At 45.6% G+C, this 25,705-nt stretch carries 22 protein-coding genes; 15 read left to right on the top strand and 7 right to left on the bottom strand.

The window, feature by feature from the left end; translation table 11 throughout:
* The first annotated feature begins 6 nt into the window (after positions 1–6).
* The 8 genes from nuoI (at position 7) to VC182_RS04190 (ending at position 7,808) form a co-directional block, all read left to right on the top strand.
* Positions 7–498: an NADH-quinone oxidoreductase subunit NuoI gene (nuoI, locus tag VC182_RS04225; RefSeq protein ID WP_072582484.1), complete on the top strand. Its 492-nt coding sequence runs from the start codon at positions 7–9 to the stop codon at positions 496–498.
* A gap of 20 nt (positions 499–518) precedes the next feature.
* Complete coding sequence (locus tag VC182_RS04220; RefSeq protein ID WP_323484595.1) at positions 519–1,166, top strand: NADH-quinone oxidoreductase subunit J; 648 nt, start codon at positions 519–521, stop codon at positions 1,164–1,166.
* Positions 1,163–1,471, top strand: coding sequence for an NADH-quinone oxidoreductase subunit NuoK (nuoK, locus tag VC182_RS04215; protein ID WP_072582482.1), 309 nt, complete (start codon positions 1,163–1,165; stop codon positions 1,469–1,471). The genes VC182_RS04220 and nuoK overlap by 4 nt, the downstream gene beginning before the upstream one ends.
* 2 nt (positions 1,472–1,473) lie before the next feature.
* Positions 1,474–3,534, top strand: coding sequence for an NADH-quinone oxidoreductase subunit L (gene nuoL, locus VC182_RS04210; RefSeq protein WP_323483484.1), 2,061 nt, complete (start codon positions 1,474–1,476; stop codon positions 3,532–3,534).
* A gap of 24 nt (positions 3,535–3,558) precedes the next feature.
* Positions 3,559–5,025 carry an NADH-quinone oxidoreductase subunit M gene (locus VC182_RS04205; protein WP_323484594.1) on the top strand — a complete coding sequence of 489 codons (1,467 nt, stop codon included), beginning with the start codon at positions 3,559–3,561 and terminating at the stop codon, positions 5,023–5,025.
* 10 nt (positions 5,026–5,035) lie between these two features.
* A complete protein-coding gene (gene nuoN / locus VC182_RS04200; protein WP_216156001.1) occupies positions 5,036–6,535 on the top strand; it encodes an NADH-quinone oxidoreductase subunit NuoN in 1,500 nt (499 codons plus the stop codon).
* Positions 6,536–6,658: 123 nt separating this feature from the next.
* A complete protein-coding gene (locus VC182_RS04195) occupies positions 6,659–7,258 on the top strand; it encodes an NUDIX hydrolase (RefSeq protein ID WP_323484593.1) in 600 nt (199 codons plus the stop codon).
* A gap of 64 nt (positions 7,259–7,322) precedes the next feature.
* Complete coding sequence (locus VC182_RS04190) at positions 7,323–7,808, top strand: DUF1178 family protein (protein WP_072582477.1); 486 nt, start codon at positions 7,323–7,325, stop codon at positions 7,806–7,808.
* Positions 7,809–7,877: 69 nt separating this feature from the next.
* Here VC182_RS04190 and VC182_RS04185 read toward each other — a convergent pair whose 3' ends face one another.
* Positions 7,878–9,398, bottom strand: coding sequence for a CoA-acylating methylmalonate-semialdehyde dehydrogenase (locus VC182_RS04185; protein ID WP_323484592.1), 1,521 nt, complete (start codon positions 9,396–9,398; stop codon positions 7,878–7,880).
* A 162-nt stretch (positions 9,399–9,560) separates the two neighbouring features.
* Between VC182_RS04185 and VC182_RS04180 the strand changes: the two genes are divergently transcribed.
* Both VC182_RS04180 and VC182_RS04175 read left to right on the top strand, forming a co-directional pair.
* Positions 9,561–10,682, top strand: coding sequence for an NADH:flavin oxidoreductase/NADH oxidase (locus tag VC182_RS04180; protein WP_323484591.1), 1,122 nt, complete (start codon positions 9,561–9,563; stop codon positions 10,680–10,682).
* A gap of 32 nt (positions 10,683–10,714) precedes the next feature.
* On the top strand, positions 10,715–11,689 hold the full coding sequence (locus tag VC182_RS04175) for a Bug family tripartite tricarboxylate transporter substrate binding protein (protein WP_072582475.1): 975 nt from the start codon (positions 10,715–10,717) through the stop codon (positions 11,687–11,689).
* 8 nt (positions 11,690–11,697) lie between these two features.
* Here VC182_RS04175 and VC182_RS04170 read toward each other — a convergent pair whose 3' ends face one another.
* Positions 11,698–13,008 carry an amidase gene (locus VC182_RS04170; RefSeq protein ID WP_323484590.1) on the bottom strand — a complete coding sequence of 437 codons (1,311 nt, stop codon included), beginning with the start codon at positions 13,006–13,008 and terminating at the stop codon, positions 11,698–11,700.
* A 76-nt stretch (positions 13,009–13,084) separates the two neighbouring features.
* Between VC182_RS04170 and VC182_RS04165 the strand changes: the two genes are divergently transcribed.
* Positions 13,085–13,747: a SprT family zinc-dependent metalloprotease gene (locus tag VC182_RS04165; protein WP_072582473.1), complete on the top strand. Its 663-nt coding sequence runs from the start codon at positions 13,085–13,087 to the stop codon at positions 13,745–13,747.
* A gap of 48 nt (positions 13,748–13,795) precedes the next feature.
* Positions 13,796–14,887 carry a tartrate dehydrogenase gene (locus VC182_RS04160; protein ID WP_216862533.1) on the top strand — a complete coding sequence of 364 codons (1,092 nt, stop codon included), beginning with the start codon at positions 13,796–13,798 and terminating at the stop codon, positions 14,885–14,887.
* A 15-nt stretch (positions 14,888–14,902) separates the two neighbouring features.
* Here the strand turns inward: VC182_RS04160 and dnaQ are convergent, their stop codons facing one another.
* From dnaQ to VC182_RS04135, 5 genes are all read right to left on the bottom strand, one after another.
* Positions 14,903–15,613: a DNA polymerase III subunit epsilon gene (gene dnaQ, locus VC182_RS04155; protein WP_072582471.1), complete on the bottom strand. Its 711-nt coding sequence runs from the start codon at positions 15,611–15,613 to the stop codon at positions 14,903–14,905.
* Entirely contained in the window at positions 15,613–18,711 is a 3,099-nt protein-coding gene (locus VC182_RS04150; protein WP_323484589.1) for an efflux RND transporter permease subunit, read from the bottom strand. The genes dnaQ and VC182_RS04150 overlap by 1 nt, the downstream gene beginning before the upstream one ends.
* Complete coding sequence (locus VC182_RS04145; RefSeq protein ID WP_323484588.1) at positions 18,708–20,009, bottom strand: efflux RND transporter periplasmic adaptor subunit; 1,302 nt, start codon at positions 20,007–20,009, stop codon at positions 18,708–18,710. The genes VC182_RS04150 and VC182_RS04145 overlap by 4 nt, the downstream gene beginning before the upstream one ends.
* Positions 20,010–20,122: 113 nt before the next feature.
* Positions 20,123–20,587 carry a ribonuclease HI gene (gene rnhA, locus VC182_RS04140; protein ID WP_323484587.1) on the bottom strand — a complete coding sequence of 155 codons (465 nt, stop codon included), beginning with the start codon at positions 20,585–20,587 and terminating at the stop codon, positions 20,123–20,125.
* 9 nt (positions 20,588–20,596) lie between these two features.
* On the bottom strand, positions 20,597–21,415 hold the full coding sequence (locus tag VC182_RS04135) for a class I SAM-dependent methyltransferase (protein WP_323484586.1): 819 nt from the start codon (positions 21,413–21,415) through the stop codon (positions 20,597–20,599).
* Positions 21,416–21,421: 6 nt separating this feature from the next.
* On the opposite strand from VC182_RS04135, the gene gloB reads away from it, so the two are divergent.
* Genes gloB through VC182_RS04120 form a run of 3 tightly spaced genes read left to right on the top strand, consistent with a single transcriptional unit; the run spans position 21,422 to position 25,583 of the window.
* Positions 21,422–22,231: a hydroxyacylglutathione hydrolase gene (gene gloB, locus VC182_RS04130; protein WP_323484585.1), complete on the top strand. Its 810-nt coding sequence runs from the start codon at positions 21,422–21,424 to the stop codon at positions 22,229–22,231.
* A 5-nt stretch (positions 22,232–22,236) separates the two neighbouring features.
* Positions 22,237–23,667 (top strand): transglycosylase SLT domain-containing protein, encoded by a 1,431-nt coding sequence (locus VC182_RS04125; RefSeq protein WP_323484584.1) that lies wholly within the window; start codon positions 22,237–22,239, stop codon positions 23,665–23,667.
* Positions 23,668–23,699: 32 nt separating this feature from the next.
* Positions 23,700–25,583 (top strand): propionate--CoA ligase, encoded by a 1,884-nt coding sequence (locus VC182_RS04120; protein ID WP_323484583.1) that lies wholly within the window; start codon positions 23,700–23,702, stop codon positions 25,581–25,583.
* Positions 25,584–25,705: the final 122 nt, after the last annotated feature.

Raw genomic sequence — 25,705 nt, 5'->3', positions numbered from 1 at the left:
TAAATCATGTTTAAGAAAATTTCCCAATTCCTCGATAGCTTGCTGCTAAGAGATATCTTGGTCGGCATGTCTATTACCGGTCGCTATCTCTTTAAGCCAAAAATTACCGTTCAATACCCCGAAGAGAAGACGCCGTTATCTAGTCGCTTCCGTGGTTTGCACGCACTTCGTCGCTATGAAAATGGTGAAGAGCGCTGTATTGGCTGCAAGTTATGTGAAGCAGTTTGTCCGGCTTATGCCATCACCATTGAAACTGCTGAGCGTGATGATGGCACTCGTCGTACCAGCCGTTATGACATTGACCTGACTAAATGTATCTTTTGTGGTTTCTGTGAAGAGGCTTGCCCAGTAGACGCCATTGTTGAAACAAATATTTTTGAGTATTTCGGCGATAAGCGCGGTGACTTGTATTTCACTAAAGACATGCTTTTAGCTGTGGGCGATAAATACGAAAAAGATATCGCCGCTAACCGTGCAGCTGATGCACCTTACCGTTAATCGAATCGAGCTTAACTAATATGACATTCGATCCATCTACTTTATTTGCCATGTTCTTTTATGGGTTTGCAGGCTTATTGGTGATTTCTGGGCTTCGTGTGATCACGGCTCGTAACCCAGTGCATGCAGCACTATTCTTGGTATTGGCTTTCTTTTGCGCGTCAGGTCTTTGGATGTTGCTCAAGGCAGAGTTCTTAAGCTTGGCTCTCATTTTGGTCTATGTTGGCGCAGTGATGGTCTTGTTCCTCTTCGTGGTGATGATGCTGGACTTAGATATTGAGCATTTACGTCGCGATTTTAAAAAGTTTCTACCGTTTGCCTTCTTGATGGGTGCCGTCATTGTTCTTGAGTTATCAATTGTGATCATTCGTAGCTTTATTGGAACTGATGTGCCAGTGCAGCTCATGCCAGAAGAGTTGATGGCAAACAATACCCAAGCTTTGGGTATGTTGATCTTTGTCGATTATGTATACGCCTTTGAAGTTGCTGGTGTGATCTTACTAGTGGCGATTATTGCCGCAGTTGCATTGACATTGCGTAATCGCAAAGACTCTAAATCGCAGAATATTCACGAGCAAGTCAATGTCGTTGCAGCAGATCGCATGCGCATTGTGAAAATGGGTTCAGACATGGCTGCAAAGCAAGATACAAGAGGGGGGAAGAAATGAATATCACTCTCGCTCATTATTTAGTGTTGGGTGCGATCTTATTTGCAACTAGCGTTATCGGAATTTTCTTAAACCGCAAGAATGTCATCGTTTTGCTGATGGCAATTGAGTTGATGCTTCTCTCGGTGAACATGAACTTTGTGGCTTTCTCCCATTATTTGGGTGATATGGCTGGTCAAGTATTCGTATTCTTTATTTTGACTGTGGCAGCTGCTGAGGCAGCTATCGGCCTGGCAATTTTGGTTGTGCTCTTCCGTAAGGTTGACACGATTAATGCCGATGATCTTGACCACCTAAAAGGCTAGTCATGCAATTGACCTTAAACATACCTGTACTTTGCGCTATTCCTTTGGCGCCATTAGTCGGATCTATCATCGCTGGTTTCTTTGGCACCAAATTAGGCGGCAATCGCATTGGTCATGGGGCCAGTCAGTTTGTGACTATTTTGGGCGTAACCATTGCATTCGTTCTTTCCTGCAATGTATTAGTTCAAGTGATGGATGGCTTCTATTTCAATGGAACTGTTTACCATTGGATGCAATTGGGCGAACTCAATTTAGATATTGGCTTCCTGATTGACCCTTTAACGGCAACTATGATGTGCGTCGTGACCTTTGTGTCATTGATGGTCCACATCTACACCATTGGCTATATGCACGGTGAAGAAGGTTACAACCGCTTCTTCTCCTATATTTCTTTATTCACCTTTGCTATGTTGATGTTGGTGATGAGTAATAACTTATTGCAACTCTTCTTTGGATGGGAAGCTGTGGGTGTGGTTTCTTATTTATTGATTGGTTTCTACTTTGAACGCCAGTCTGCAGTGTTTGCCAATATGAAGGCTTTCTTAGTTAACCGAGTCGGTGACTTTGGCTTCATCTTGGGCATCGGCATTCTGTTGGCCAGTACTGGCTCGATGCAATATGACGTGATCTTCTCTCAGAATTCCGCTCTAGCAGCCCAGACATTACCTGGTACTAGCTGGAATTTGATGACCGTTACCTGCATCTGTTTATTTATTGGTGCAATGGGTAAGTCAGCTCAATTCCCATTACACGTTTGGCTACCAGATTCGATGGAGGGTCCAACACCAATCTCTGCATTGATTCATGCTGCAACCATGGTTACTGCTGGTATTTTCATGGTGTCACGCATGTCACCACTGTTTGAGCTTTCAGATGTCGCGCTGAGCTTTATCTTGGTGATTGGTTCAATCACAGCGCTCTTTATGGGCTTCCTCGGTATTGTGCAAAACGATATCAAGCGCGTTGTTGCGTATTCAACTTTGTCTCAGTTGGGTTACATGACAGTCGCATTGGGTGTTTCTGCATATCCGGTAGCCATCTTCCATTTGATGACTCACGCTTTCTTTAAGGCATTGTTATTTCTTGCAGCAGGTAGCGTGATTCTTGGTATGCATCACGAACAAGATATGCGCAAGATGGGCGGTCTCTGGAAATATATGCCAATTACTTGCTTGATGATGTTGTTAGGCAATCTGGCTCTGGTGGGAACTCCATTCTTCTCAGGCTTCTATTCAAAAGACTCCATTATTGAGGCGGTAGCTGCAAGTCATATCCCTGGTTCAGGCTTTGCCTACTTTGCAGTCATGGCTAGCGTATTCGTGACTGCCCTGTACTCATTCCGTTTGTATTTCTATGTATTCCACGGTAAAGCACGCTGGGGTCATGAGGATTCACATGCCCACAACCATCATCATGATCATGCGGAGCAGGGTGACGATCATGCGCATCATGGTTTAGCTCCAGGTCAAAAGCCCCATGAATCCCCGTTCGTTGTCACTTTGCCATTGATCCTTCTGGCAATTCCATCCGTGATCATTGGCTTCTACACAATCTCACCGCTGTTATTCGGAACTTACTTTGGCGACTCCATCTTTATTGACTTAGCACGCCATCCGGTGATGAAAGAATTGGAAGATGAGTTCCATGGTCCAGTTGCAATGGCAATTCATGCATTCACTTCACCAGTTTTATTGCTGGTAGTGCTTGGTGTGTTGACTGCTGCGATTGGTTATCTCTGGGCCCCTAAGCTACCAGCCAAAGTTGCCGAAACATTTGCACCAATTAAGAAATTATTTGATAACAAGTATTACCTCGATGAAATTAACCAAGCCGTGTTTGCTAAAGGCCTTATTTGGATAGGCAGTTTCTTATGGCATCGTGGCGATCAAAAGATCATCGATGGTTTCTTTGTTAATGGTAGTGCCCATGCAGTAGGGCGCTTTGCCGGAGTAATTCGTCATTTGCAATCCGGCTATCTCTACCACTATGCCTTCGCAATGATTGCGGGCCTAGCTGTATTGTTAGCTTGGGTTTTGTATGCTTACCTGCCTTTTGTTCGCTAGGCCTTTGTTACTTAAGTAGCCACTATGATTCTTTCTTACGCCATTTGGACCCCGATTGTCTTTGGACTCATTATTTTGTTTTATGGGTCTGAAAGATCAACTGCCGGTGTACGCTGGTTGACCCTGATCGGAGCTGTGCTTAGCTTTATTGAAACGCTTCCATTGTTGATTAATTTTGATATCGCTAATTCTGGAATGCAGTTCGTTGAAAAGATCAGCTGGATTCCACGTTACGATATTAACTATTACCTAGGCATTGACGGCATTTCTGTTTGGTTCATCGTACTTACTGCATTCATCAACGTCATTGTGGTGATTGCAGCATGGGAAGTGATTCAAACTAAGGTTTCGCAATACATGGCCTCGTTCATGATCCTGTCTGGACTAATGATCGGCGTATTTTGCGCTCTTGACGCATTGCTTTTCTATATGTTCTTTGAGGCGACATTAATTCCGATGTACATCATCATTGGTGTATGGGGCGGCCACAACCGTATTTATGCGGCATTTAAGTTCTTCTTGTATACCTTGCTTGGCTCTTTGCTTACTTTGATTGCCATGCTGTATTTGTACAACGTGACTAATACATTCGATATTTTGGCTTGGCAAAATGCCCGATTAGATATTGTCGAGCAGATCCTATTGTTTGCAGCATTCTTTATGGCGTTTGCTGTCAAGGTTCCAATGTGGCCATTACATACTTGGCTACCAGATGTCCACGTTGAAGCGCCAACAGGTGGCTCAGTGGTTTTGGCTGCAATTATGTTGAAGCTTGGTGCCTATGGATTTCTGCGCTTCTCTTTGCCAATCGCGCCAGATGCGAGCCAATACTTAGGCCCTTTTGTAATCTTCTTATCTTTGGTTGCGGTGATCTATGTAGGTGCAATTGCTCTTGTTCAAAAAGACATGAAAAAACTGGTTGCCTATTCTTCAGTTGCTCACATGGGCTTTGTAACCTTAGGCTTCTTCCTCTTTAGTCCGCTGGGTATTGAGGGCGGTATTGTGCAGATGATTTCACACGGCTTTGTTGCCGGTGCGATGTTCTTGTCCATTGGCGTACTTTACGACCGTATGCATACCCGACAGATCGCTGATTACGGTGGCGTAGTGCATCGCATGCCTGCATTTACTGCGTTTGCCGTATTAATGGCGATGGCCAACTGCGGTTTACCTGCTACCTCTGGGTTTGTTGGTGAATTCATGGTGATCTTAGCTGCTGTTGACTATGACTTTGTCATCGGTATCCTAGCTGCTACAGCATTGATCTTAGGCGCCGCTTATTCCTTGTGGATGGTGAAACGTGTATTTTTCGGTACCGTTAACAATGCCCACGTTGAAGAGTTAAAGGATTTGAACGGTCGTGAATATTTCTTGATGGCAGTTTTATCTATCTGTGTAATTGGTATGGGTGTCTATCCAAAACCATTTACCGACATCATTCATCCAGCTGTAATTAATCTGTTGCAGCATGTTGCTGTCAGCAAACTCTGAGTAAGTACAAATGCAAGCATTCGACCTTTACGCCATCCTGCCGGAACTTGTTTTACTCGTAGCAACCTGTTTGTTATTGGTTGCTAGCGTTTATGTTCGCGAAAGAGTGGCATCTACCCCTGGTGTTGAGCAAGACATCTTTCATACTCCGCGTGGAGTTGGCTTCGTGTACTTTTTCTCGCTGATCTTATTGGCGTATCTCATTTTTGCTTTCATTGGACGCATGGGCGATCCAGCGCTTGTAGCAATGAATGGGCTATTTCAGTCTGACCCATTTTCTAACTTACTCAAGGCATGTTCTTGCATCGCTGTTTTGGTGAGCTTGATTTATTCTAAGCAATATTTGATGGATCGCGCCTTGTTCCGTCCGGATTTCATTGTCTTAGCTCTGCTTGCTTTGCTTGGCCAGTTTGTATTGATCTCTGGTGCAAATCTGTTAACTCTATACCTAGGCTTGGAGTTGATGGCTTTGCCTACATACGCATTGGTTGCAATGCGTCACAGCAGCGAAAAGAGTGTGGAAGCCGGTATTAAGTACTTTATCTTGGGTGCATTAGCATCCGGTTTCTTACTTTATGGCATGTCGATGCTCTACGGTGTCACCGGATCACTTGACCTTATTGAAATCTTTAAAACCGTTGCTGACCCTCGTGTAAACCATTTGGTGATGGCGTTTGGCTTGGTATTTATTGTTGCCGGTTTAGCCTTCAAGTTGGGTGTGGTGCCATTTCATATGTGGGTACCGGACGTCTATCAAGGTGCGCCAACTGCTGTGACCTTAATGATTGCTGCAGCTCCAAAATTAGCTGCATTTGCATTGTTATTTCGCTTATTGGTAAATACCTTATTGCCTTTATTGGGCGATTGGCAGCCAATGCTGGTTTTGCTCGCAGTTCTATCACTAGTTGTAGGTAACGTGACTGCAATTGCGCAAACCAACATCAAGCGCATGCTGGCTTATTCTGCCATTGCGCAAATGGGCTTTGTTCTCTTGGGCATGTTGTCTGTTTTTGATGATCACGCATTTAGTGCAGCAATGTTCTACGCCATTACCTATGTGTTGACAACCCTTGGCACTTTCGGCTTATTGATGGCTTTGTCGCGCAAAGGTTATGACTGCGAAACCTTGGATGGATTAAAGGGGCTCAATAAGAAGCATCCGTGGTTTGCCTTTATTGGTCTGGTTATGATGTTCTCTTTAGCAGGGATTCCGCCTACAGTTGGTTTTGCAGCTAAATTGGGCGTTCTAGAAGCGCTAGTGGATGCTGAGCATACCTTCTTGGCAGTCATCGCTGTAATGGCTTCTTTAGTGGGTGCCTTCTATTACTTGCGCGTAGTCAAGGTGATGTATTTTGATGAACCTGAGCACGAGATCACAGTTTCTGGTTCAGGCTTTGCTAAAGGGCTCTTGAGTCTTAATAGCATTTTGGTTTTGGTTATCGGCATTGTTCCTGCGGGTCTAATGAGTCTTTGTTTAGATGCAATGCGCCGTACCTTGCTGGGGTCTTAGAAGGAATTAACATCTATCTAAAGGCTCCGTAAGGGGCCTTTATCATTTCAGGTGCCATCAAAATGACATTCAATTTAGCTAAGCTGGTTTAATCAATAACAGACGGAATACGTGCTAAGACCTATGACTGAAAAATCATTTGAAGATCTACCGACTGGTGATAATCATTTACGTGAAGAGCGTTTATCTGGCGAAGATATTTACGGCGGCATCTTTTTAAAGATGAAGCGAGATACAGTCTCATTGCCTGATGGTGAAGAGGCGATACGCGAATATTTAACCCATCCGGGTGCGGTAGCCATTGTTGCGATCCTAGATGATGGTCGTGTGTTGCTCGAGCGTCAGTATCGCTATCCGATTGCAAAAGCCTGTATTGAAATTCCTGCAGGAAAACTAGACCCTAAAGAGGATCATTTAGTATGCGCGAAACGTGAGCTCGAAGAAGAAACGGGATATACAGCAAAAAAATGGAGTTTCATTCGCCGTATTCATCCCGTGATTTCGTATTCAACAGAGTTCATTGATATCTATCTGGCAGAGGAGCTGATCCCCGGTAAAAGCCATCTTGATGATGAAGAGTTTTTGGATGTATTTGCTGCTCCATTGGAGCTATTGATTTCTTGGGTTGAGGATGGCGAGATTACGGACGTCAAAACCACGATAGCCACCTATTGGCTTGATCGCTATCGTAGGGGCTTAGTAAAACCGCATCCAATCGAATAGGGCGCATTCAAACCCGATTAAAATAGGGTATTGAATTTATCGTTTTTGCCCTTATATACGTTTTATGAAAGTTTATAACTTAGCCTGCCCCCTAGACCATCGCTTTGAAGGATGGTTTGCTTCAGAAGAAGATTGCCTTGCTCAGCAGGACAAGGGGATGCTTGCTTGTCCAGTATGCGACAGCACAGAAATCACCCGCATGCCTTCAGCCCCCCATATTGGTAAATCAAGCTCTACTGAGTTAGCTTTATCTAAAGCTGAACCTGAAAGTATGAGTGGGGGCGTTGTTGCTTTGACTGGAAGCGACCATTCTCATCTCGAGGCTCAAGTACAGGCCGCCTTTTTGAAAGGTATGCGTGAGCTAATGGGCCGATCTGAGGATGTTGGCAATTCTTTTGCTGATGAGGCCAGAAAGATTCACTACAAAGAAACTCCTGAGAGAAGTATTCGTGGCCAAACTACTTTCGATGAGGCTGAAGCCTTACGAGAAGAGGGCATCGATGTCCTCTCGATGCCAATGATTCCCGCTCTTAAAAATACGCTACAGTAATTTTTTACTTCATCCTGGCAAATAAAAAAGCGATCCGAAGATCGCTTTTTTGCTAATCACTTCCTGGTATTACTTAGAGGTAGGCATTACAAACTCTGCACCTTTAGCAATACTCTCGGGCCAGCGTTGCATCACACTCTTTTGCTTGGTGTAGAAACGTACGCCTTCTTTGCCGTATGCATGCATATCGCCAAAGATCGACTTTTTCCAACCACCAAAGCCATGCCATGCCATAGGTACTGGAATTGGTACGTTAATACCAACCATGCCTACTTGTACACGACGAGCAAATTCACGGGCAATATTGCCATCGCTTGTGAAGCAGGCAACACCATTGCCAAATTCGCAAGAGTTAACTAAGTTAAGCGCATCTGTAAAGTTGGCAACACGCAAGCAGGACAAAACTGGTCCAAAGATTTCTTCTAAGTAAATCTTCATGTCTGGGGTGACATTGTCAAACAATGTACCGCCGATAAAGAATCCGCTCTCGTTGCCAGGAACTTTGAGTCCGCGGCCATCAACAAGGAGTTTTGCTCCCGAAGCTACGCCAGCCTCAATATAGCCGGTAATGCGCTCTAGAGCTGCTTTAGTAACGATTGGTCCCATTTCAGCATCAAGTTCCATGCCGTTTTTAACTTTTAGAGTCTTGGTGCGCTCAATCAGCTTTGGCATGATCTTCTCTGCCACATCACCAACCAATACCGCTACAGAAATGGCCATACAGCGTTCGCCAGCGGAGCCGTAAGCAGCACCAACCAGGGCATCAATTGCTTTATCAATATCAGCGTCAGGCATGATCACCATGTGGTTCTTCGCGCCGCCTAAAGCTTGGGAGCGCTTGCCAAAGTGCGAGCAGCGCTCATAGATGTAATTGGCAATTGGAGTGGAGCCCACAAAACTGACCGCTTTAACATCTGGATTTTCTATTAAGGCATCAACCGCTTCTTTATCGCCTTGAACAACGTTGAATACGCCGTCAGGTAGGCCAGCTTCCTTGAGGAGCTTAGCCATGAACAGTGAAGCAGAAGGATCAGTAGGGCTAGGCTTGAGAATGAAAGTATTCCCACAAGCTATTGCCACTGGGAACATCCACATTGGCACCATGACTGGGAAGTTAAATGGGGTGATGCCAGCAACTACACCTAAAGGCTGACGCATAACCCAGTTATCGATCCCGGTAGATACTTGCTCCGTGTAGTCGCCTTTGAGTAGCTCAGGAATGCCTGTAGCAAATTCCACAATCTCAATACCGCGTGTTACTTCTCCCTGGGCATCGGTAAATACCTTGCCATGTTCTGCTGTAATGATGGCAGCCAATTCATCGCGATGAGCGTTTAACAATTCAAGATATTTGAACATGATGCGTGCACGGCGTAATGGGGAGGTTTGACTCCATGACGTAAATGCTGTTTGGGCATTGGCTACAACTTCATCAACCTCTTTGCGGCTAGCAAGCGCAACACGGCGCGCTACTATTCCCTTGGTTGGGTTGTAAACATCGGCAAAGCGACCATCTTTAGGGTTAACTACCTTGCCGCCAACAAAGTGGCCAATATCTTCTTTTGATTCAAAGGCTTGAGGTGCGTTCATAATCTCTTGTGGTGAGTATTTTTCAGGTTTTGGGTAAAAAAGCCGCTTGGCTAAAGAGCCTGCACGACTTCGCTGTCTCGTTTATTCTGCTTTTTAAGTATTCTAGCGCTTAACAGCAATTTTCGTATTTTTGACCTATTTTTGGATTTTTCAAGGCATTTTATGAGTCTTTTATTTTCGAGCTATACCCTCAATTCCCCGCGGGGACCTCTAGAGCTGGCAAATCGCATTGTGGTTGCCCCGATGTGCCAGTATTCGGCCAATAACGGCGAGGCAACTGACTGGCACCTCATGCACTGGGGTAATTTGCTGAATAGTGGCGCAGCACTCTTCATTATTGAGGCTACAGGGGTAAGTCCGGAGGCCAGAATTACGCCTGCTTGTCTTGGGCTCTGGGATGATCGCACTGAAGCAGCTTTGAAAGACAAATTAAGTCGAGCGCGCGGGTTGGCTCCTGCCGTACCTGTTTTTATTCAGTTAGCGCATGCAGGTCGCAAAGCATCCAGTGCAACCCCCTGGAACGGCGGACAATTGCTCCCAACGGATCAGGGTGGATGGGAAACTCTAGCGCCCTCAGCAATCCCCCAGTTAGATGGAGAGCGTTTACCCCATGAATTGAGTAAGGTTGAATTAAAAAAGTTGATTGATGATTTTGTAGCATCAGCAAAACGTGCAGATCGTATTGGAATTGATGGGATTGAACTCCATGGTGCCCATGGATACTTGTTGCATCAATTTTTATCTCCTATCGCCAATCAACGCACGGATGAATACGGCGGCTCATTTGAAAACCGCATTCGCTTTCCATTAGAGTTATTTGCTGCCGTAAGAGCCGCATATCAAGGAGTTCTTGGCATACGCATTTCAGCTAGCGACTGGATAGAGGGTGGCTGGACTCCGGAAGAAACAGCGAATTTTGCAAGACAACTCAAACCTTTGGGTTGTGATTTCGTACACATTTCTTCTGGTGGCATTTCGCCAAAACAAAAGATTGCAATTGGTCCAAATTACCAAGTGCCTTTTGCAAAGATAGTTAAAGATCAATCTGGTTTGCCAACTATGACTGTTGGACTCATTACCGAGCCACAGCAAGCCGAAGACATTTTGCAGGCGGGTGATGCGGATCTCATCGCTTTGGCTAGAGCATTCCTATACAAGCCTCGCTGGGGTTGGGAAGCTGCAGCAGCTCTAGGTGGCACAGTTACTGCAAATGAGCGTTATTGGCGTTGTTTACCTCGAGAAGCCCAGGCTGTATTTGGTGATGTAAAAGTAGGGCAGCGATAAACATTAAAAAATCATATGTTGGGGGAGCGCTAATGAAAAAATATTCGGTGATACGCAGTGCGCTTGTAATTTTGGGGTTTGGGATTTCATGCCTAGTTATGGCCCAATCCTTTCCGGATCGTCCAATTACTTTAGTAGTCCCCAATCCACCTGGTGGGCTGGTTGATACTTCGGCACGTCTATTAAGTGAGCCGTTGACGCGTGTGATCGGTCAACCGGTGATTGTTGACAACAAGCCGGGAGCAAGTGGCAATACCGCCTATCAGTATGTTGCCAAAGCAAAACCCGATGGCTACACCTTATTGATTTCCTATTCTGGTTATCACGTTGGTAATCCCGCTTTATTCGATAAGCTTCCGTGGGATCCCATTAAAGATTTTTCTCCAATTGCCTTACTGACTGTTTCAACCAATGTCATTGCAGTGCACCCTTCAGTTCCGGTAAATAATTTGAAGGAATTTATTGCGTACGCAAAAGCTAATCCAGGTAAATTAAATTACGCCTCACAAGGCAATGGTTCTGTGTCGCATATTGGTACTGAGATCTTCAAGCAAACTACTGGTGTGGATATGGTGCATGTTCCATACAAGGGATCTGGTCCAGCCATTCAGGACGTTTTGGCGGGGCAGGTACAGGTATTTATTAGTACGCCACCCTCAGTCATGCAACACGTCCAAAGTGGAAAACTCAAGGGGCTTGCTGTGACCGGCAAAAATCGTCACCCTGGTATGCCAAACGTACCAACTACCGCTGAAGCTGGTCTACCATCATTTCAGTTGGAATCATGGGTGGCCCTTTATGCGCCTGCAGGAACACCTGCAGCAGTGGTTACCAAGCTTACTAATTCTGTAAAGCAGAGCTTGGCATTGCCTGAAATTAAAGAGCGTGCCGATGCCGCTGGTGTTGAACTTCGTTACTTGGGACCAAACCAAACTGATGCGCTAGTTAAGAAAGAACTTCCTTTCTGGGCTAAAGCAATTAAAGCGGCAAACATTACTCTTGATTAAGGGCTTGGCTAAGCCTGATCTCGCAGGGTGGGGTCAGGTAATGCCAATGTAAATGCCCGGGCAGCACTCAATAAGAAATGATCTTTACCTGGGCCTGCAATGAGCTGAACTCCTACTGGCAATCCATTGGGGCCACTGCTTACATTGATATTGATGCAGGGCAAACCTAGAAGAGTCCAAGCTCTAGAAAAAAGAGGATCTCCAGTACCATCTTTAATGTTGGGCGCTTCGCCATTTGCACTTGGGGCTATCAAGATATCCACTTCATTATTAAATAAGTCTTCCATGGCCGCCCTTGATCTATCCGCAAGGCTCAAATCTTTTACATATTGCTCGTAGCTAATTTCAGCGCCTTCACTAAGTTGCTTCAGAAGTTGTGGGCTAAGCTTTTTAGCGTAATGCACTCGTTCAAAAGTAAGGCTGCGTGACATTTCAGAGATCATGATACGAGTTTGGGCTTGGGTGAGGCCATCACACGTTTTTGGTAATTTCTGATCAATTACGACGCCTTTAGCAATCATCTCGGCAGCATGCCGGGCAACTGCAAGCGCTGTAGCAGTTTCCTTTTGTGCAAACGGCCAGCTAGATGTTTTGCAAATGGCGATGCGGGGTTTGTTATGCAGGACTTCAATTTTTGCTAGTTGATGATCGCCACTCATGGCTGCTACACCAAGCCCCACATCTTCTACTGTTCTACCAAAGCAACCCATAGTATCCAGGGTTACAGAAAGACTTTTAATTCCCGCAATACTCACTTTGCCGTGACTAGGTTTAAAACCCACTACACCACAAAAAGAAGCAGGGCGAATGATTGACCCAGCAGTTTGACTACCCGTTGCCAGTGGGATCATAAAATCGGCTACTGCAGCAGCAGAGCCACTAGAGGAACCACCGGGAGTGTGCTTTGGGTTATGCGGATTTGTTGTTAATCCACTCTTAAATGTTGCAAATTCTGTTGTAACGGTTTTGCCTAAAATAATGGCGCCAGACTGTCGCATTAGGGCAACCGCCACAGCGTCAGCGACTGGATAGTGGTTGGCGTAAATGGGTGAGCCATAGGAGGTCGGTAAATCATAGGTGTCATAAAGATCTTTAACCCCAATTGGGAGACCATGTAATAGACCCTGAAAGGCGCCTTTATCAAGTTGTTTGGCGCGAGATAAGGCATTTTCCTTACCCAGGCTTGCCCAAGCCTTAACAACGCTCTCTTTTTGCCCTATGCGGTCTAGGCAGGATAGGAGTAAATCAGTGGCTTTAATTTCCCTCTTGGAGAGGGCTTTGATGGCTTGGGTAGCGCTAAGGCTTTCTAGATCTTTCATGGACTCATTCTACTTATGGTGGCGTATGATCGCAATTGATGGTTTTTGTCCTAGATTTCGATAGAAGAGAAGTTAAATGAAGCAACATACAGTCCGTGAGGCTTGGCTAGAAGACGCCGTAAGGCATCTTGAGCCGGTCTTTTCAAAAGCAGGTTATGCCATCCCTCCCGTCAGGGTCTCATGCGGATTCCCGGCCTCTAGTAGTCCTAGAACAACACTAGGCCAATGCTGGCCACGTGAGCGCTCAGGTGGTGGGGTAAATGAGATATTCATTTCCCCTAAGTTGGATGAGCCTGTTCAGCTTTTAGATACCTTAGTTCATGAACTCTGCCATGCAGTGGATGACTGTTTTAGTGGCCATGGCGAAGATTTCAAGGGAATCGCTCAAACGGTGGGTCTGGAAGGCCCTGCCAGAATGGCTCATGCCACTGAGGAGCTCACTGTAAGACTGATGATGATTAGTCAGGAGCTTGGCCCTTACCCGCATCAAGCGATTGTTTTCCCGCCCCCAAGGCCTAGCAATGCTAGTCGAAGTAAGGCTAAATGTGGGCAATGTGGCTACGAGGTAACTTTGCTCAAGAAGTGGGCCAGTTATGGAGCGCCAATCTGCCCCAAGGACAACATTCGGATGCTAGAAGCTGTTCCAGAGACCATTGAAAATACCACTGATTACGATAGTGAATCAGTTGAAAAGGGTAGCAAGAAGGCGCCAGATGAAATCCGTCGCGCTATTAGCTAGTTATTTGTAAAATTCATCTTCAACAAAATAAAACGAGACACATCATTTATGAACGCAAAGAAAATATTTAAGAATCCAAAGATTGCCGTTATTCCTGGAGATGGTATTGGTAAAGAAGTGATGCCAGAGGGCGTACGTGCTCTAGAAGCAGCTAATCGTAAATTTAATCTCGGTATGCAGTTTGATCATTTTGATTTTGCAAGCTGTGATTATTACCTCAAGCATGGCAAGATGATGCCGGATGATTGGTTCGATATCCTCATGAAGTACGATGCGATCTTTTTTGGCGCTGTAGGTATGCCGGATATTCTGCCTGACCATGTTTCACTCTGGGGAAGCTTAATTCAATTTCGCCGCGGCTTTGATCAGTATGTCAATTTGCGTCCAGTACGTTTATTGCCAGGAGTTCCCTGTCCGCTAGCCAATCGTAAGCCTGGTGATATCGATTTCTTTGTGGTGCGTGAGAACACCGAGGGCGAATACTCCAGCGTTGGTGGCAAGATGTTCCCTGATACCGATCGTGAGATTGTGATTCAAGAATCTGTCTTCACTAGACAGGGTGTTGACCGAATTTTGCAATACGCTTTTGACTTAGCCCAAAGTCGCCCTAAGAAGCATTTAACTTCTGCAACCAAATCAAATGGTATTGCCATCACTATGCCTTATTGGGATGAGCGTGTAGAGGCAATGTCTAAGAAATTTGCCGATGTAAGAGCCGACAAATACCACATTGATATTTTGGCGGCTCACTTCGTTATGAATCCAGATCGCTTTGACGTTGTCGTTGCAAGTAATTTATTTGGCGACATTCTCTCGGATTTGGGTCCTGCATGTACCGGCACCATTGCGGTAGCACCATCTGGCAGTATCAATCCTGAAGGTAAATTCCCTTCCTTGTTTGAGCCGGTTCACGGTTCAGCGCCTGATATCTTTGGCAAAATGATCGCCAACCCAATTGGTCAGATCTGGAGTGGGGCGATGATGTTAGATCACCTTGGTTATCCAGAGGCTGGTAAAGCAATATTTAGTGCCATTGAAAAGGTATTGGCATCTGGTCCAGGACATGCGCCTTTGACACCAGATCTAGGTGGCACCGCTAAGACAGATGATTTGGGTAAGGCGATTGCCGCAGCAATCTAACTAGTAATCTACTAATTAGGCAGTAGCATTTAAAGGACTCCAAACGGGGTCCTTTTTACTTGCCTTGGCAATTTCTGCCAAGATTTTTTCATGGCTTTCAAGGTCATCATCTGATGCAGACAGCACCATGAGATTAGTTGGTAAAGCTTTGGTATGACCAGTAGAGTCTGCTCCCACTGTGTAGTCAATCAGATCAATCGAAAGGTCTTCTTGACCCCTTGTCATCGATACGTAAACTTCAGCTAGTAACTGGGCGTCTAATAACGCGCCGTGCAAAGTACGGTGTTTATTACTAATTGAAAAGCGTTCACACAGCGCATCTAATGAATTGCGCTTTCCAGGGAACATTTGACGCGCGTCGAGCAGTGTGTCGGTAATCTTGGAGGCTAAATTTCTGAAGGGAGGGCGCTTTAGAAGGGCAAACTCGTTATCTAAGAATCCCAAATCGAAGGCTGCGTTATGAATCACAATTTCAGCGCCATCTACAAACTCAATTAACTGCTCAACGATGTTTGCAAAGATTGGCTTATCAGATAAAAACTCTCTAGAAAGTCCGTGGACCGCAAAGGCGCCAGCATCAATATCACGCTCAGGATTAATGTAGTAATGGAAGGTTCTATCGGTAAGTCGACGACCAACCATCTCAACACAGCCAATTTCAATAATGCGGTCGCCGGTGGCTGGATTAAGGCCAGTAGTTTCGGTATCGAGAATCACTTGACGCATCAGGTTCTCTCTAGAACAGCTGGTGGAATATCCATCGGTCCATTGCCTGCATATTTATCCAAATAGAGATAAATCACGGGTGTAATGATCAACGTTACGAACTGAGAAAAAATCAGGCCACCAGCAACGCTGATGCCTAAAGGTTGACGTAACTCTGCGCCAGCCCCTAAACCAAAGGCAATTGGCAACGCCCCCATCAAGGCGGCAAATGTGGTCATCATAATTGGGCGGAACCGTAAAATGCATGCCTCACGAATAGCTTTTTCAGGTGACATACCTTGATTGCGCTGAACGTCCAAAGCAAAGTCGATCATCAAAATTGCATTTTTCTTCACAATACCAATTAAGAGCAGAATGCCGATAGAAGCAATGATAGTCAATTCAAAGCCAAAAATACGTAATGTAAGAATTGCTCCGATAGCAGCAGATGGAAGGCCCGCCAAAATCGTCAGTGGATGTATGTAACTTTCATACAGCACACCAAGCAAGATATAAATGACGCCTAGAGCAGATAGGATTAAGATAATTTGGCCTGATTGATTGCTCTTAAATACTGCAGCATCGCCACCATAGCTGGTAATGATGGAAGGTGGCAGGCTAATTTCTTTGGCGTAGTCTTCAATCTTTTTAGTGGCATCACCCAAAAATACGTCAGGCGCAAGATTGAATGAGAGCGTGACCGCAGGAATCTGACCTTGGTGATTCACGGCAGTGGGACCCACTGTTCTGACAAAAGTGGCAATGCTAGAGAGGGGTATCAGTTTATCGGTAGCACGCCCACGTACAAACACTTTATTTAAATCGGTGTCGTACTGTCGATCCTCTTCGGCGGTCTCCAGGATGGCGTAATAAGTATTGACCGGTGTATAGATCGTTGAAACCTGACGCTCACCATAGGAGTCGTAGAGAGCAGTTCTAATATCGGCAATAGTCACACCTGCATTGGCAGCCTTTTCTCGATTAATATCGATACGAACATTCAGACCTTTAAGTTGTGAGTCCGAGGTGACGTCGCGGAACATGGGGTCAGCACGCATTTTCTGCATCAACTTATCAGCCCACTCATTAACACCCTCAAATCCAACGCTTTGCAACGTAAACTGATAGCGACTCTTACTGTTTTTACCCCCAAGCTGTAAGTTTTGTATGGGCCGCATATAAACGTTTAATCCCGGAAGTTCCTTAAATTTTGCGCGAAGCCCCTCCATTACCTTAGACATTTTTTCACGATCAGATTTTTCTTTGAGAATGATAAAAATACGACCCGTATTAGTTCCAGAGCTTGAGCCCCCACCCACAACAGAAATGGAGCTATCCACATTGGGGTCTGAGTTAACTAGCGCTGCGGCACGATCCTGCAGTTCTAGCATTGCTTTAAAGGAAATATCCTCGGATGCCTCAGTGGTTGCTTGAATCTGTCCAATATCTTCTTCTGGAAAAAACCCTTTGGGGCTGTTCACAAATAGAACAACAGTAAGTACAAATGTAGAGAAGGCTCCAATTAATACGATGCGACGATGCTTTAGTGCTAGATCGAGGTAGTGAATATAGGTTTTGAGCATCCAACCAAAGAAGCGATCAAATTGCTTGTTAATGGCATATTCCTTGGCATGTTGGCCTGGCTGGGGCAGAAAACGACTGCACAGCATCGGCACGACCGTTAATGAGGTGATCGCCGACACCAGAATAGATAGGGATACTACAACCGCGAACTCTCTAAACAACAGACCGATTGGTCCCGCCATAAAGAAAATGGGAATAAAAACCGCCACAAGTGAAATCGAGATAGAAATAATCGTAAAGCCGACCTCTTTACTGCCTTTAAGAGATGCCTTGAGAGGTTCCATGCCTTCTTCGACATAGCGCATGATGTTTTCGAGAACGACAATCGCATCATCCACTACAAGGCCTACTGCCAGGGTGATACCCAGCAAGGAGATGTTGTCTAGGCTATAGCCTAAAAAGTACAGCAGAAAAAAAGCACCAATCAAGGAGATTGGCAAGCTAATTGATGGAATAACCGTAGCTGAAATATGCTTGAGAAATAAGAAAATCACCAAAACCACTAAAAGGACAGTTAATGCAAGTGTGAAGTTCACATCGTGAATGGCTTCAATAATCGAAAGCGAGCGGTCATTAAGTAATTGCAATTTAATTGATGAGGGCATCTGCTTTTGCAGTTGCGGGATCAAAGCCTTCACAGCATTAACGACCTCGACAGTGTTGGCGCTTGGTTGGCGAAGAACGGCAATGGCGATTGAGCGTTCGCCGCCAGCGGTGGCCCAAGTTTTAACATCCTCATAGCTTTGAGAGACCTCCGCAACATCTTTGAGGTAGATAGGCAAACCATTTTTTTGCGCAATGATCAGATTAGCAAATTCTTCTGGTTTAACCAGTTGAGGATTGGCATAAATCGTGATCGATTGACGCGGGCCATCAAGTACGCCAACAGGACTGTTAGCGTTGGCCTTGTTAACGGCGGTAGCAACATCATCCATGGTGAGGTTGCGATTACCCAACGCATCAGGATGCACCCGTATGCGAACAGCATAGCGTTTAGCGCCGTATACCAACACCTGAGCAACGCCGGTAATTGTTGAAAGGTTTGGCGAGAGCAGATTTTCTGCAAAGTCATTTAGGTCGGACAGATTTACCGAAGGAGAGCTCATCCGCACTACCAATACCGGAGTATCAGCTGGATTAATTTTTCGATATGACGGGGGAATCGTCATTTCAATTGGGAGACGCTTTTGGGCTCGAAGCAGGGCTGCCTGAACGTCTACGGAAGCTTTATCGATATCACGATCATTATTGAATTCAAGTGTGATGTTGGTGGTACCCAAAAAGTTACTTGAACTAATGACGGTAATACCATCAATTGTGGAAAACTCTTTTTCTAAAGGCAGCGCAACAGATGCCGCCATGTTTTCTGGTGAGGCGCCGGGAAGTGAAGCGCTCACTGAAATAACGGGGGAGTTAAAGCTAGGTAGTGCCGCTACCGGAATCTTTAGATAGGCAACAGTGCCGGCAATGACGGTTGCTACTGAAAGCAACACTGTCATTACGGGGCGCCGAATACATAATTCGGAGAGTGTCATTTTTTCTCTGGGGTGCTAGGGGTTGCAGTTTGGCTGCCAGGTGCAGGGTTTGCTTCACGAATTTTGCCGCCAGGTCGAAGGTTTTGTTTTCCCTCCACTACAACGCGATCACCTGCGGATATGCCTTCAACAACAGAAGTTCCTTGATAGTCATAGACAACCTTGACAGGCTTGGCGGTAACTTTATCGCCTTCGCCAACTACATACACAGTCTTACCCCTTGGACTCATGATGACCGCTTGCGAAGGAACGGTAATTACATCTTTAAGGGTATTGGCAATGAGCGATACACGAGCAAACTGGCCTGGTAATAGACTCATGGAGTCATTCGGAATTTGTGCTTTGACTCGCACTGCAGCAATCTGCGGGTCAACTTGGTTATCAACGACGATAACTTTGCCTCTATAAGTATTTTTGCCTGAATCGCCAACTGTTACCTGCACAGACATCGCCTCACCATCGAGTTGATTTTCAAGAATAGTTGGAATGTCCTTTTCAGGGATTACAAACTGCACATTTATTGGGTTTAATTGCGTAATCGTGACCATAGCACCAACGCTAGAGGTGGCGGTGGAGCTAGTAGATGTTGAAACCACATTACTTGCTTGAACTAATGAGCCTGGGAACACGTTCACAATCCCTGCGCGCCCATCAATGGGAGAGTGAATGTAATCGAAAGAGAGTTGCACTTCAGCGGCCTTGGCGGCAGCAATTGCTGATTTAGCATTGGCTGAAGAGGTATCTAAGCCAGCCTTGGAGATAAAGTTCTTAGCAACTAATTCTTTGGCACGAAGATATTGTGCCTGCGCGTCATCCGCTAAGGCCTTGAGCTTCTCGTAGTTAGCTTTATCGTTGCGATCATCGAGCTGGAAGAGGAGATCGCCCACTTTTACTTCTTGCCCATCTTTCACCAAGATTTTGGCCACAGTATTCGTAATCATGGGGCGGATATCAACGATGTTATTCGAAACAATAGTTCCAGCTGCCTCAATGATCAGAGGAACATCCATTTTTTCTACAACAACAGTGCTCACAGTGATGGGTCCGCCAGCCTTATCTGCTGCGGGAAAAAAATAATCAAATGTTTTAGAGGCTGCGTACAGCAGAATCATCGCTAGCAGAATGCGCCATTTAAATTTCACTAAGAACACTTTTGCCGTGGTGTGATCTATTTTCTTGAATTTAGCAGCCTGCGGAGAGAGCTTTTGCCAAAGCGCGCACAAGCGACTTTTAACAGCGTTTTTCAGTTGAATCAATTTCACAACCAGCTGATCTAGTGAAGTTTCTATTTTTGACACAATCTCGCTTTTCTCTGTTTTTTATCGTTTAAATGCGGTTTATCCCCCCTCTTGGAGCCTGTCAATTCTCTCATAAGAGCGCTATTTGGTTCAGAGGTTCAGGCTTATCAGCCCTAATACAAAAACTCTTCCACACCCTTGTTGGCCAGTTGGTCAGCTAACTCATTTCCGGGGTGCCCATTGTGTCCCCTGACCCAGTGCCAGGAGATCTCATGACCAGGAAGTAGGGTATCGAGTTCCTGCCAGAGATCCGCATTTTTAACCGGATCCTTGCTGGCAGTCTTCCAGCCCCGTTTTTTCCAACCCTCTAGCCATTCTGTGACGCCCTTTTGTACGTATTGAGAGTCCGTCCATAGCTCGACAGTGCTGCGTTGTTTCAGTGCTTTTAAGGCAAAAATAACGGCACAAATTTCCATGCGGTTGTTGGTGGTGAGCTTTTCACCCCCATGAATATGCTTTTCATGACCGCCTGATCGCAAAACAGCCCCCCAGCCGCCAGGCCCAGGATTGCCTTTACAGGCGCCATCTGTGTAGATCACGATATGAGGATGGTGGGGGTGGAATTTCGATTGCGGCATGGCAATAATTTACTTGGTATTGCTGTTTTTGAGGCGTTTTTGCAGATTGCTTCTCTCGGCAGCAGGACTTAACTGCTTAATGGCTGGTATGCGTACAAGTGATGCCGGGCCAATGAGACGTATTCCTTGTTGGCGCTTAATGGCTGAAACTAAAAAAACAGCGCCAAATATAGGCCACCAGCGATTCCCCATTTTTTCAAGAAAATTCATCTTGCCCATTGCAGATTCACCCTGCAGGGGAAATTTATAGCAACCAAAGTGACCGCGGTCTAAGGAAAAGTTAAGCAACTCTAGCCAATCTTTTATGCGGATGAGGCTAATAAATTGACCATCCCTTGGTAGATAAGGGGTTCCAACCAATCTACTGAGGTATTGTCTGGCACCCCACAGGCTTGCTGGGTTAAAGCCTGAAATAATTAAACGGCCTTCGGGTCGAAGCACTCGATCGACCTCCCGCAATATTTGATGGGGATCTGTAGCAAATTCTAAAACATGCGGCAGCACAATCAGATCTAGGCTATCGCTGGCAAAAGGGAGGTCTGTCGAGTCACCTTCAATCAAATGCCAGTTGTAATTGCCAGCTTGAGAGCGGCTGTCGTTAGAGTGAATGAGGATGGCATGCAAAGGCATGCGATTTTCACTTAACGCGTTTATCTGAGGTAGGCCTATTTGCAACGCATGAAAGCCAAAGACATCGGCAACAATTTGGTCAAAACACCTTTGCTCCCACGCTAGGACATAGCGTCCCGGAGGGGATTGGAGCCATTTTTCCCATGAGCTCCAGGGAGGTGCAGGTGTCTGAGAGGGTATGGGTGGGGTTGGTATCATCGGTCTATGGATAAGAATACTTTATTGCAGGTTTGGCCCATTCCGGCTTTTGATGATAACTATATCTGGTGCATTCACGATGGCAGCTCTGCTTTAGTGGTGGATCCAGGTGATTCAGCACCAGTTTTGGAGTACCTGAGCTCAAATCATTTGACCCTCAAGGGCATTCTCATTACCCACCACCATGCAGACCATACGGGTGGCATTCTGAATTTATTGCAAAGCTTAGGTGCAGATCTGCCTGTTTATGGACCGGTTGGGGATAACATTCCAGGACGCAATAATGTCGTAATGCAGGACGATAAGTTTGATATTGCATCCCCGCGCATTAGCTTTAAGGTTATCGAAGTTCCTGGACATACTTTAAGTCACATCGCTTATTTTGCAAACATGCAGGCAAATGTTGTTGAGCCAATGCTTTTTTGTGGTGACACGTTATTTGCCTCTGGCTGTGGAAGATTGTTCGAAGGTACGCCTACGCAAATGTCCGAGTCGTTAGATAAGTTCGCTTTACTTCCAAAAAATACTTTGGTGTATTGCACTCATGAGTACACCTTATCGAATATTCGTTTTGCTTTAGCAGTAGAGCCTAACAACCTCAATCTACTCTCATGGGCCGACCAGGCTAAAGCTCTGCGAGAGCAGGGTTTGCCAACTCTTCCAACGACTATTGGACAAGAGCTGCAAGTTAATCCATTCATGCGCTGTGATCAAGCTGAAGTCATTGCAATGGCTAAGGAGGTTTCAGGTCAGACATCATTGCCAACGCCTGCACATGTATTGGCAGTCATTCGTGGCTGGAAAGATCGCTTCTAATGCGAATGATGTATGCAGTAGTAGTGATTACTGCTTTGTTAAGTGGTTGTGCTAGCACTGGCGATTGGTCTTCTGATACGCCAACTAGAGGGAATTCAAAAGCTTCTAGGGCTGCAAGGGTTAACCTCAAAAATCAATCCGTCAGCAAGGTTTATGCGCCTTCAGACAACCTGTGGATACGCATTCGGGATGGCTTTCAAATGGAGCCCATGAATAGCCCGTTAGAGATCGAACAGGTTCGCTGGTTGGCTGCAAGACCAGACTATGTAAATCGCTCGATGACGCGTTCTTCACGCTATTTGTTTTACATCGTTCAAGAAGTAAATGCGCGCAATATGCCCACCGAGATTGCATTACTACCATTTGTTGAAAGTGCGTTTGTAACCAATGCAAAGTCAAATGCAAAGGCTGTGGGTCTATGGCAATTTATGCCTGCCACCGGCAAAGACTTTCGTCTCACACAAAACGTATTTAGAGATGAGCGACGAGATATTGTGCAGTCAACGGATGCGGCCTTGGATTACCTACAACGTTTGAATAATCAATTCGGTAGCTGGGAGCTCGCCTTAGCAGCTTACAACTGGGGTGCCGGCAATATTACTAAAGCGCAAAAGCGTAATGCCGCTGCAGGCTTGCCTATAGATTATGAGAGCTTGACCTTACCGCGCGAAACTAGAAATTACGTTCCTAAATTAATGGCGTATCGTCAAATTGTGTTGGATCCACAGGCATATGGCATTGTGCTTCCTGAGTTAGAAAATCACCCATATTTTGTTGCAGTTGATGTGGGTAGCGATATTGATGTTGCCCTAGTTATTAAGTTGGCCGATATACCAGCGGATGAATTTTATAGCCTTAATCCATCATTCAATAAGCCGGTTATTTTAAGTAATGCTAACCAGCAAATTCTGTTGCCGTTTGCGCATGCTGAGATCTTTCAAGATAACCTCAAGCAATACCCTAAACCTCTTTCGTCGTGGACTGCTGTTCAAGTATCCAAAACAGAAAGTGTTGATCAGGCAGCTAAAACGTTAGGGGTTGATGTAGATACTCTGCGCGAGGTCAACGGCATTCCAAGGGGAATGCGTATACGGTCGGGCTCTACCGTGCTGATCCCTAAAACCAGTCGCAGGCCGGGTGATGTTTCAAGTGCCATGGCAGAAAATGCTAGCCTCAGCTTAGAAAAGCCAGCTCCACCTGCACCCAAATGCCCCAAACCGGCAAAGGGTGCAAAAGGGGCTAAATCAAGTAAATGTGTAGCACCCAGAAACACCAAAACAGTAGATAAGGTCGCCTCTAAGGGTAATTCTTCTGGAAAAAATGCTGCATCTCAGCATAAATCCGCATCGACAGGGCTTGCAAAATCTGCGAAAAATGGTAGTTCACCTGCCTCAACCAGCAGCAACGCTAGTAAAGGGGTGAGCAAGAGCCAATAATTTGAGTAACTTTTTAAGAGATCAGGTTGACCATGTCCTACAAAGCACACCACGAACGTTCAATTAAAGACCCGGATGGATTTTGGGGTGAGCAAGCGCAGTTAATACATTGGGAAAAACCTTTTAACAAAGTTCTTAATTACGACAACCCACCATTTGCTAAATGGTTTGAGGGTGGCTCAACGAATCTTTGCTACAACGCAGTTGATCGTCACTTAAAAGATCGTCCAGATCAAATTGCCTTGGTTGCGGTTTCTACAGAAACCAATCAAGAGAAGGTATATACCTTTAAAGAGTTATACGAAGAAGTGAATCGTATGGCAGCAATTTACAAAGCAGCGGGCGTTAAAAAGGGTGATCGTGTACTCATTTACATGCCAATGATTGCTGAAGCTTGTTTTGCTATGCTTGCCTGCGCCCGCATTGGCGCCATTCACTCTGTTGTATTTGGTGGCTTTGCATCCCACAGCTTGGCATCTCGCATTGATGATGCAAAACCAAAGCTGATTGTTACTGCAGAAGCAGGTGCACGTGGTGGCAAAGCAGTTCCTTATAAGCCATTGCTTGATGAAGCAATTACGCTGGCTGAATACAAGCCTGAGACGGTCTTGATCGTGAATCGTGGTTTAACAGAGTTTACAACTGTTGCTGGGCGTGATTTGGACTATGCAGCAGAGCGTCAAAAACACCTTAATGATGTCGTCCCAGTGGAGTGGGTTGATGCGACACATCCCTCATACATTCTGTACACATCTGGTACAACTGGAAAGCCTAAAGGTGTTCAGCGTGATACAGGCGGCTATGCAGTGGCTCTCGCCGCCTCGATGAAACATATCTTTACCGGCAATGCTGGTGAGACCATGTTCTGTACGTCTGATATTGGTTGGGTTGTTGGCCACAGCTACATTATTTATGCGCCATTGCTATCTGGTATGGCCACGATCATGTACGAGGGCACTCCCTTGCGTCCTGATGCAGGCATTTGGTGGGAGCTAGTAAATAAGTACAAAGTGTCAGTCATGTTTTCTGCTCCAACAGCAGTTCGCGTTCTGAAGAAACAAGATCCCGCTTTCTTAACCAAGTATGACCTTTCTAAATTGCGCGCTCTGTTCTTGGCGGGTGAGCCCTTGGATGAACCGACTGCCAGCTGGATTCATGGCGCAATTAATAAGCCAATTGTCGATAACTACTGGCAGACAGAAACAGGTTGGCCAATGCTTGCTATTCAACGTGGCGTTGAAGTCATGCCACATAAATTTGGTTCACCAGGTGTGCCATCATTTGGTTACAACATGAAGTTGCTTGATGACGCTACTTCCGAAGAGCTGGGTCCAGATCAGAAGGGTGTCATTGCTATTGAAGGTCCATTACCTCCAGGTTGCATGCAAACTATTTGGGGCGATGACAAGCGCTTTGTCAGCACCTACTGGGAAACAATTCCGGGCAAATTAGTCTACTCCACCTTTGACTGGGGCATTAAAGATAAAGATGGCTATTTCTTCATCTTGGGCCGAACAGATGACGTGATCAACGTAGCTGGACATCGTCTTGGTACTCGCGAAATCGAAGAAAGTATTTCCAGTCATCCGAATGTTTCAGAAGTTGCCGTGGTTGGCATTGAAGATAAATTAAAGGGACAAGCCGCGATTGCCTTTGTGATTCCTAAAGATGCATCCAATACTGCTACTTTGGAAGCTGAGTGCATGAAGACTGTCGATACCACCTTAGGGGCGATTGCACGACCTGGCCGGGTTTATATAGTTACTGCGTTGCCAAAGACACGTTCAGGCAAGATTGTTCGTCGTGCACTTCAGGCCGTAGCCGAAGGTCGTGATCCTGGTGATATCAGCACGATGGATGACCAGTCTGTACTAGCTCAAATTAAGACCATTATTGAGCAGAGCGCCAAGGCTTAAAACGCCCAGCTTTGAACAAATTGCTCTCCCAGCCATTAGGCTAGGGGAGCTTTTTACCTTCCAGCCCCCATTTGGCTGTATATCCAAGGGTTTACGAGCAAAAATGTTATGATTGCAAGGTT

The sequence above is a fragment of the Polynucleobacter sp. AP-Nickl1-40-C4 genome (assembly GCF_035012665.1).
Lineage (GTDB): Bacteria > Pseudomonadota > Gammaproteobacteria > Burkholderiales > Burkholderiaceae > Polynucleobacter.
Note: the sequence above shows the minus strand (reverse complement) of the source record. Positions and strands in the feature narration are given on the sequence as shown.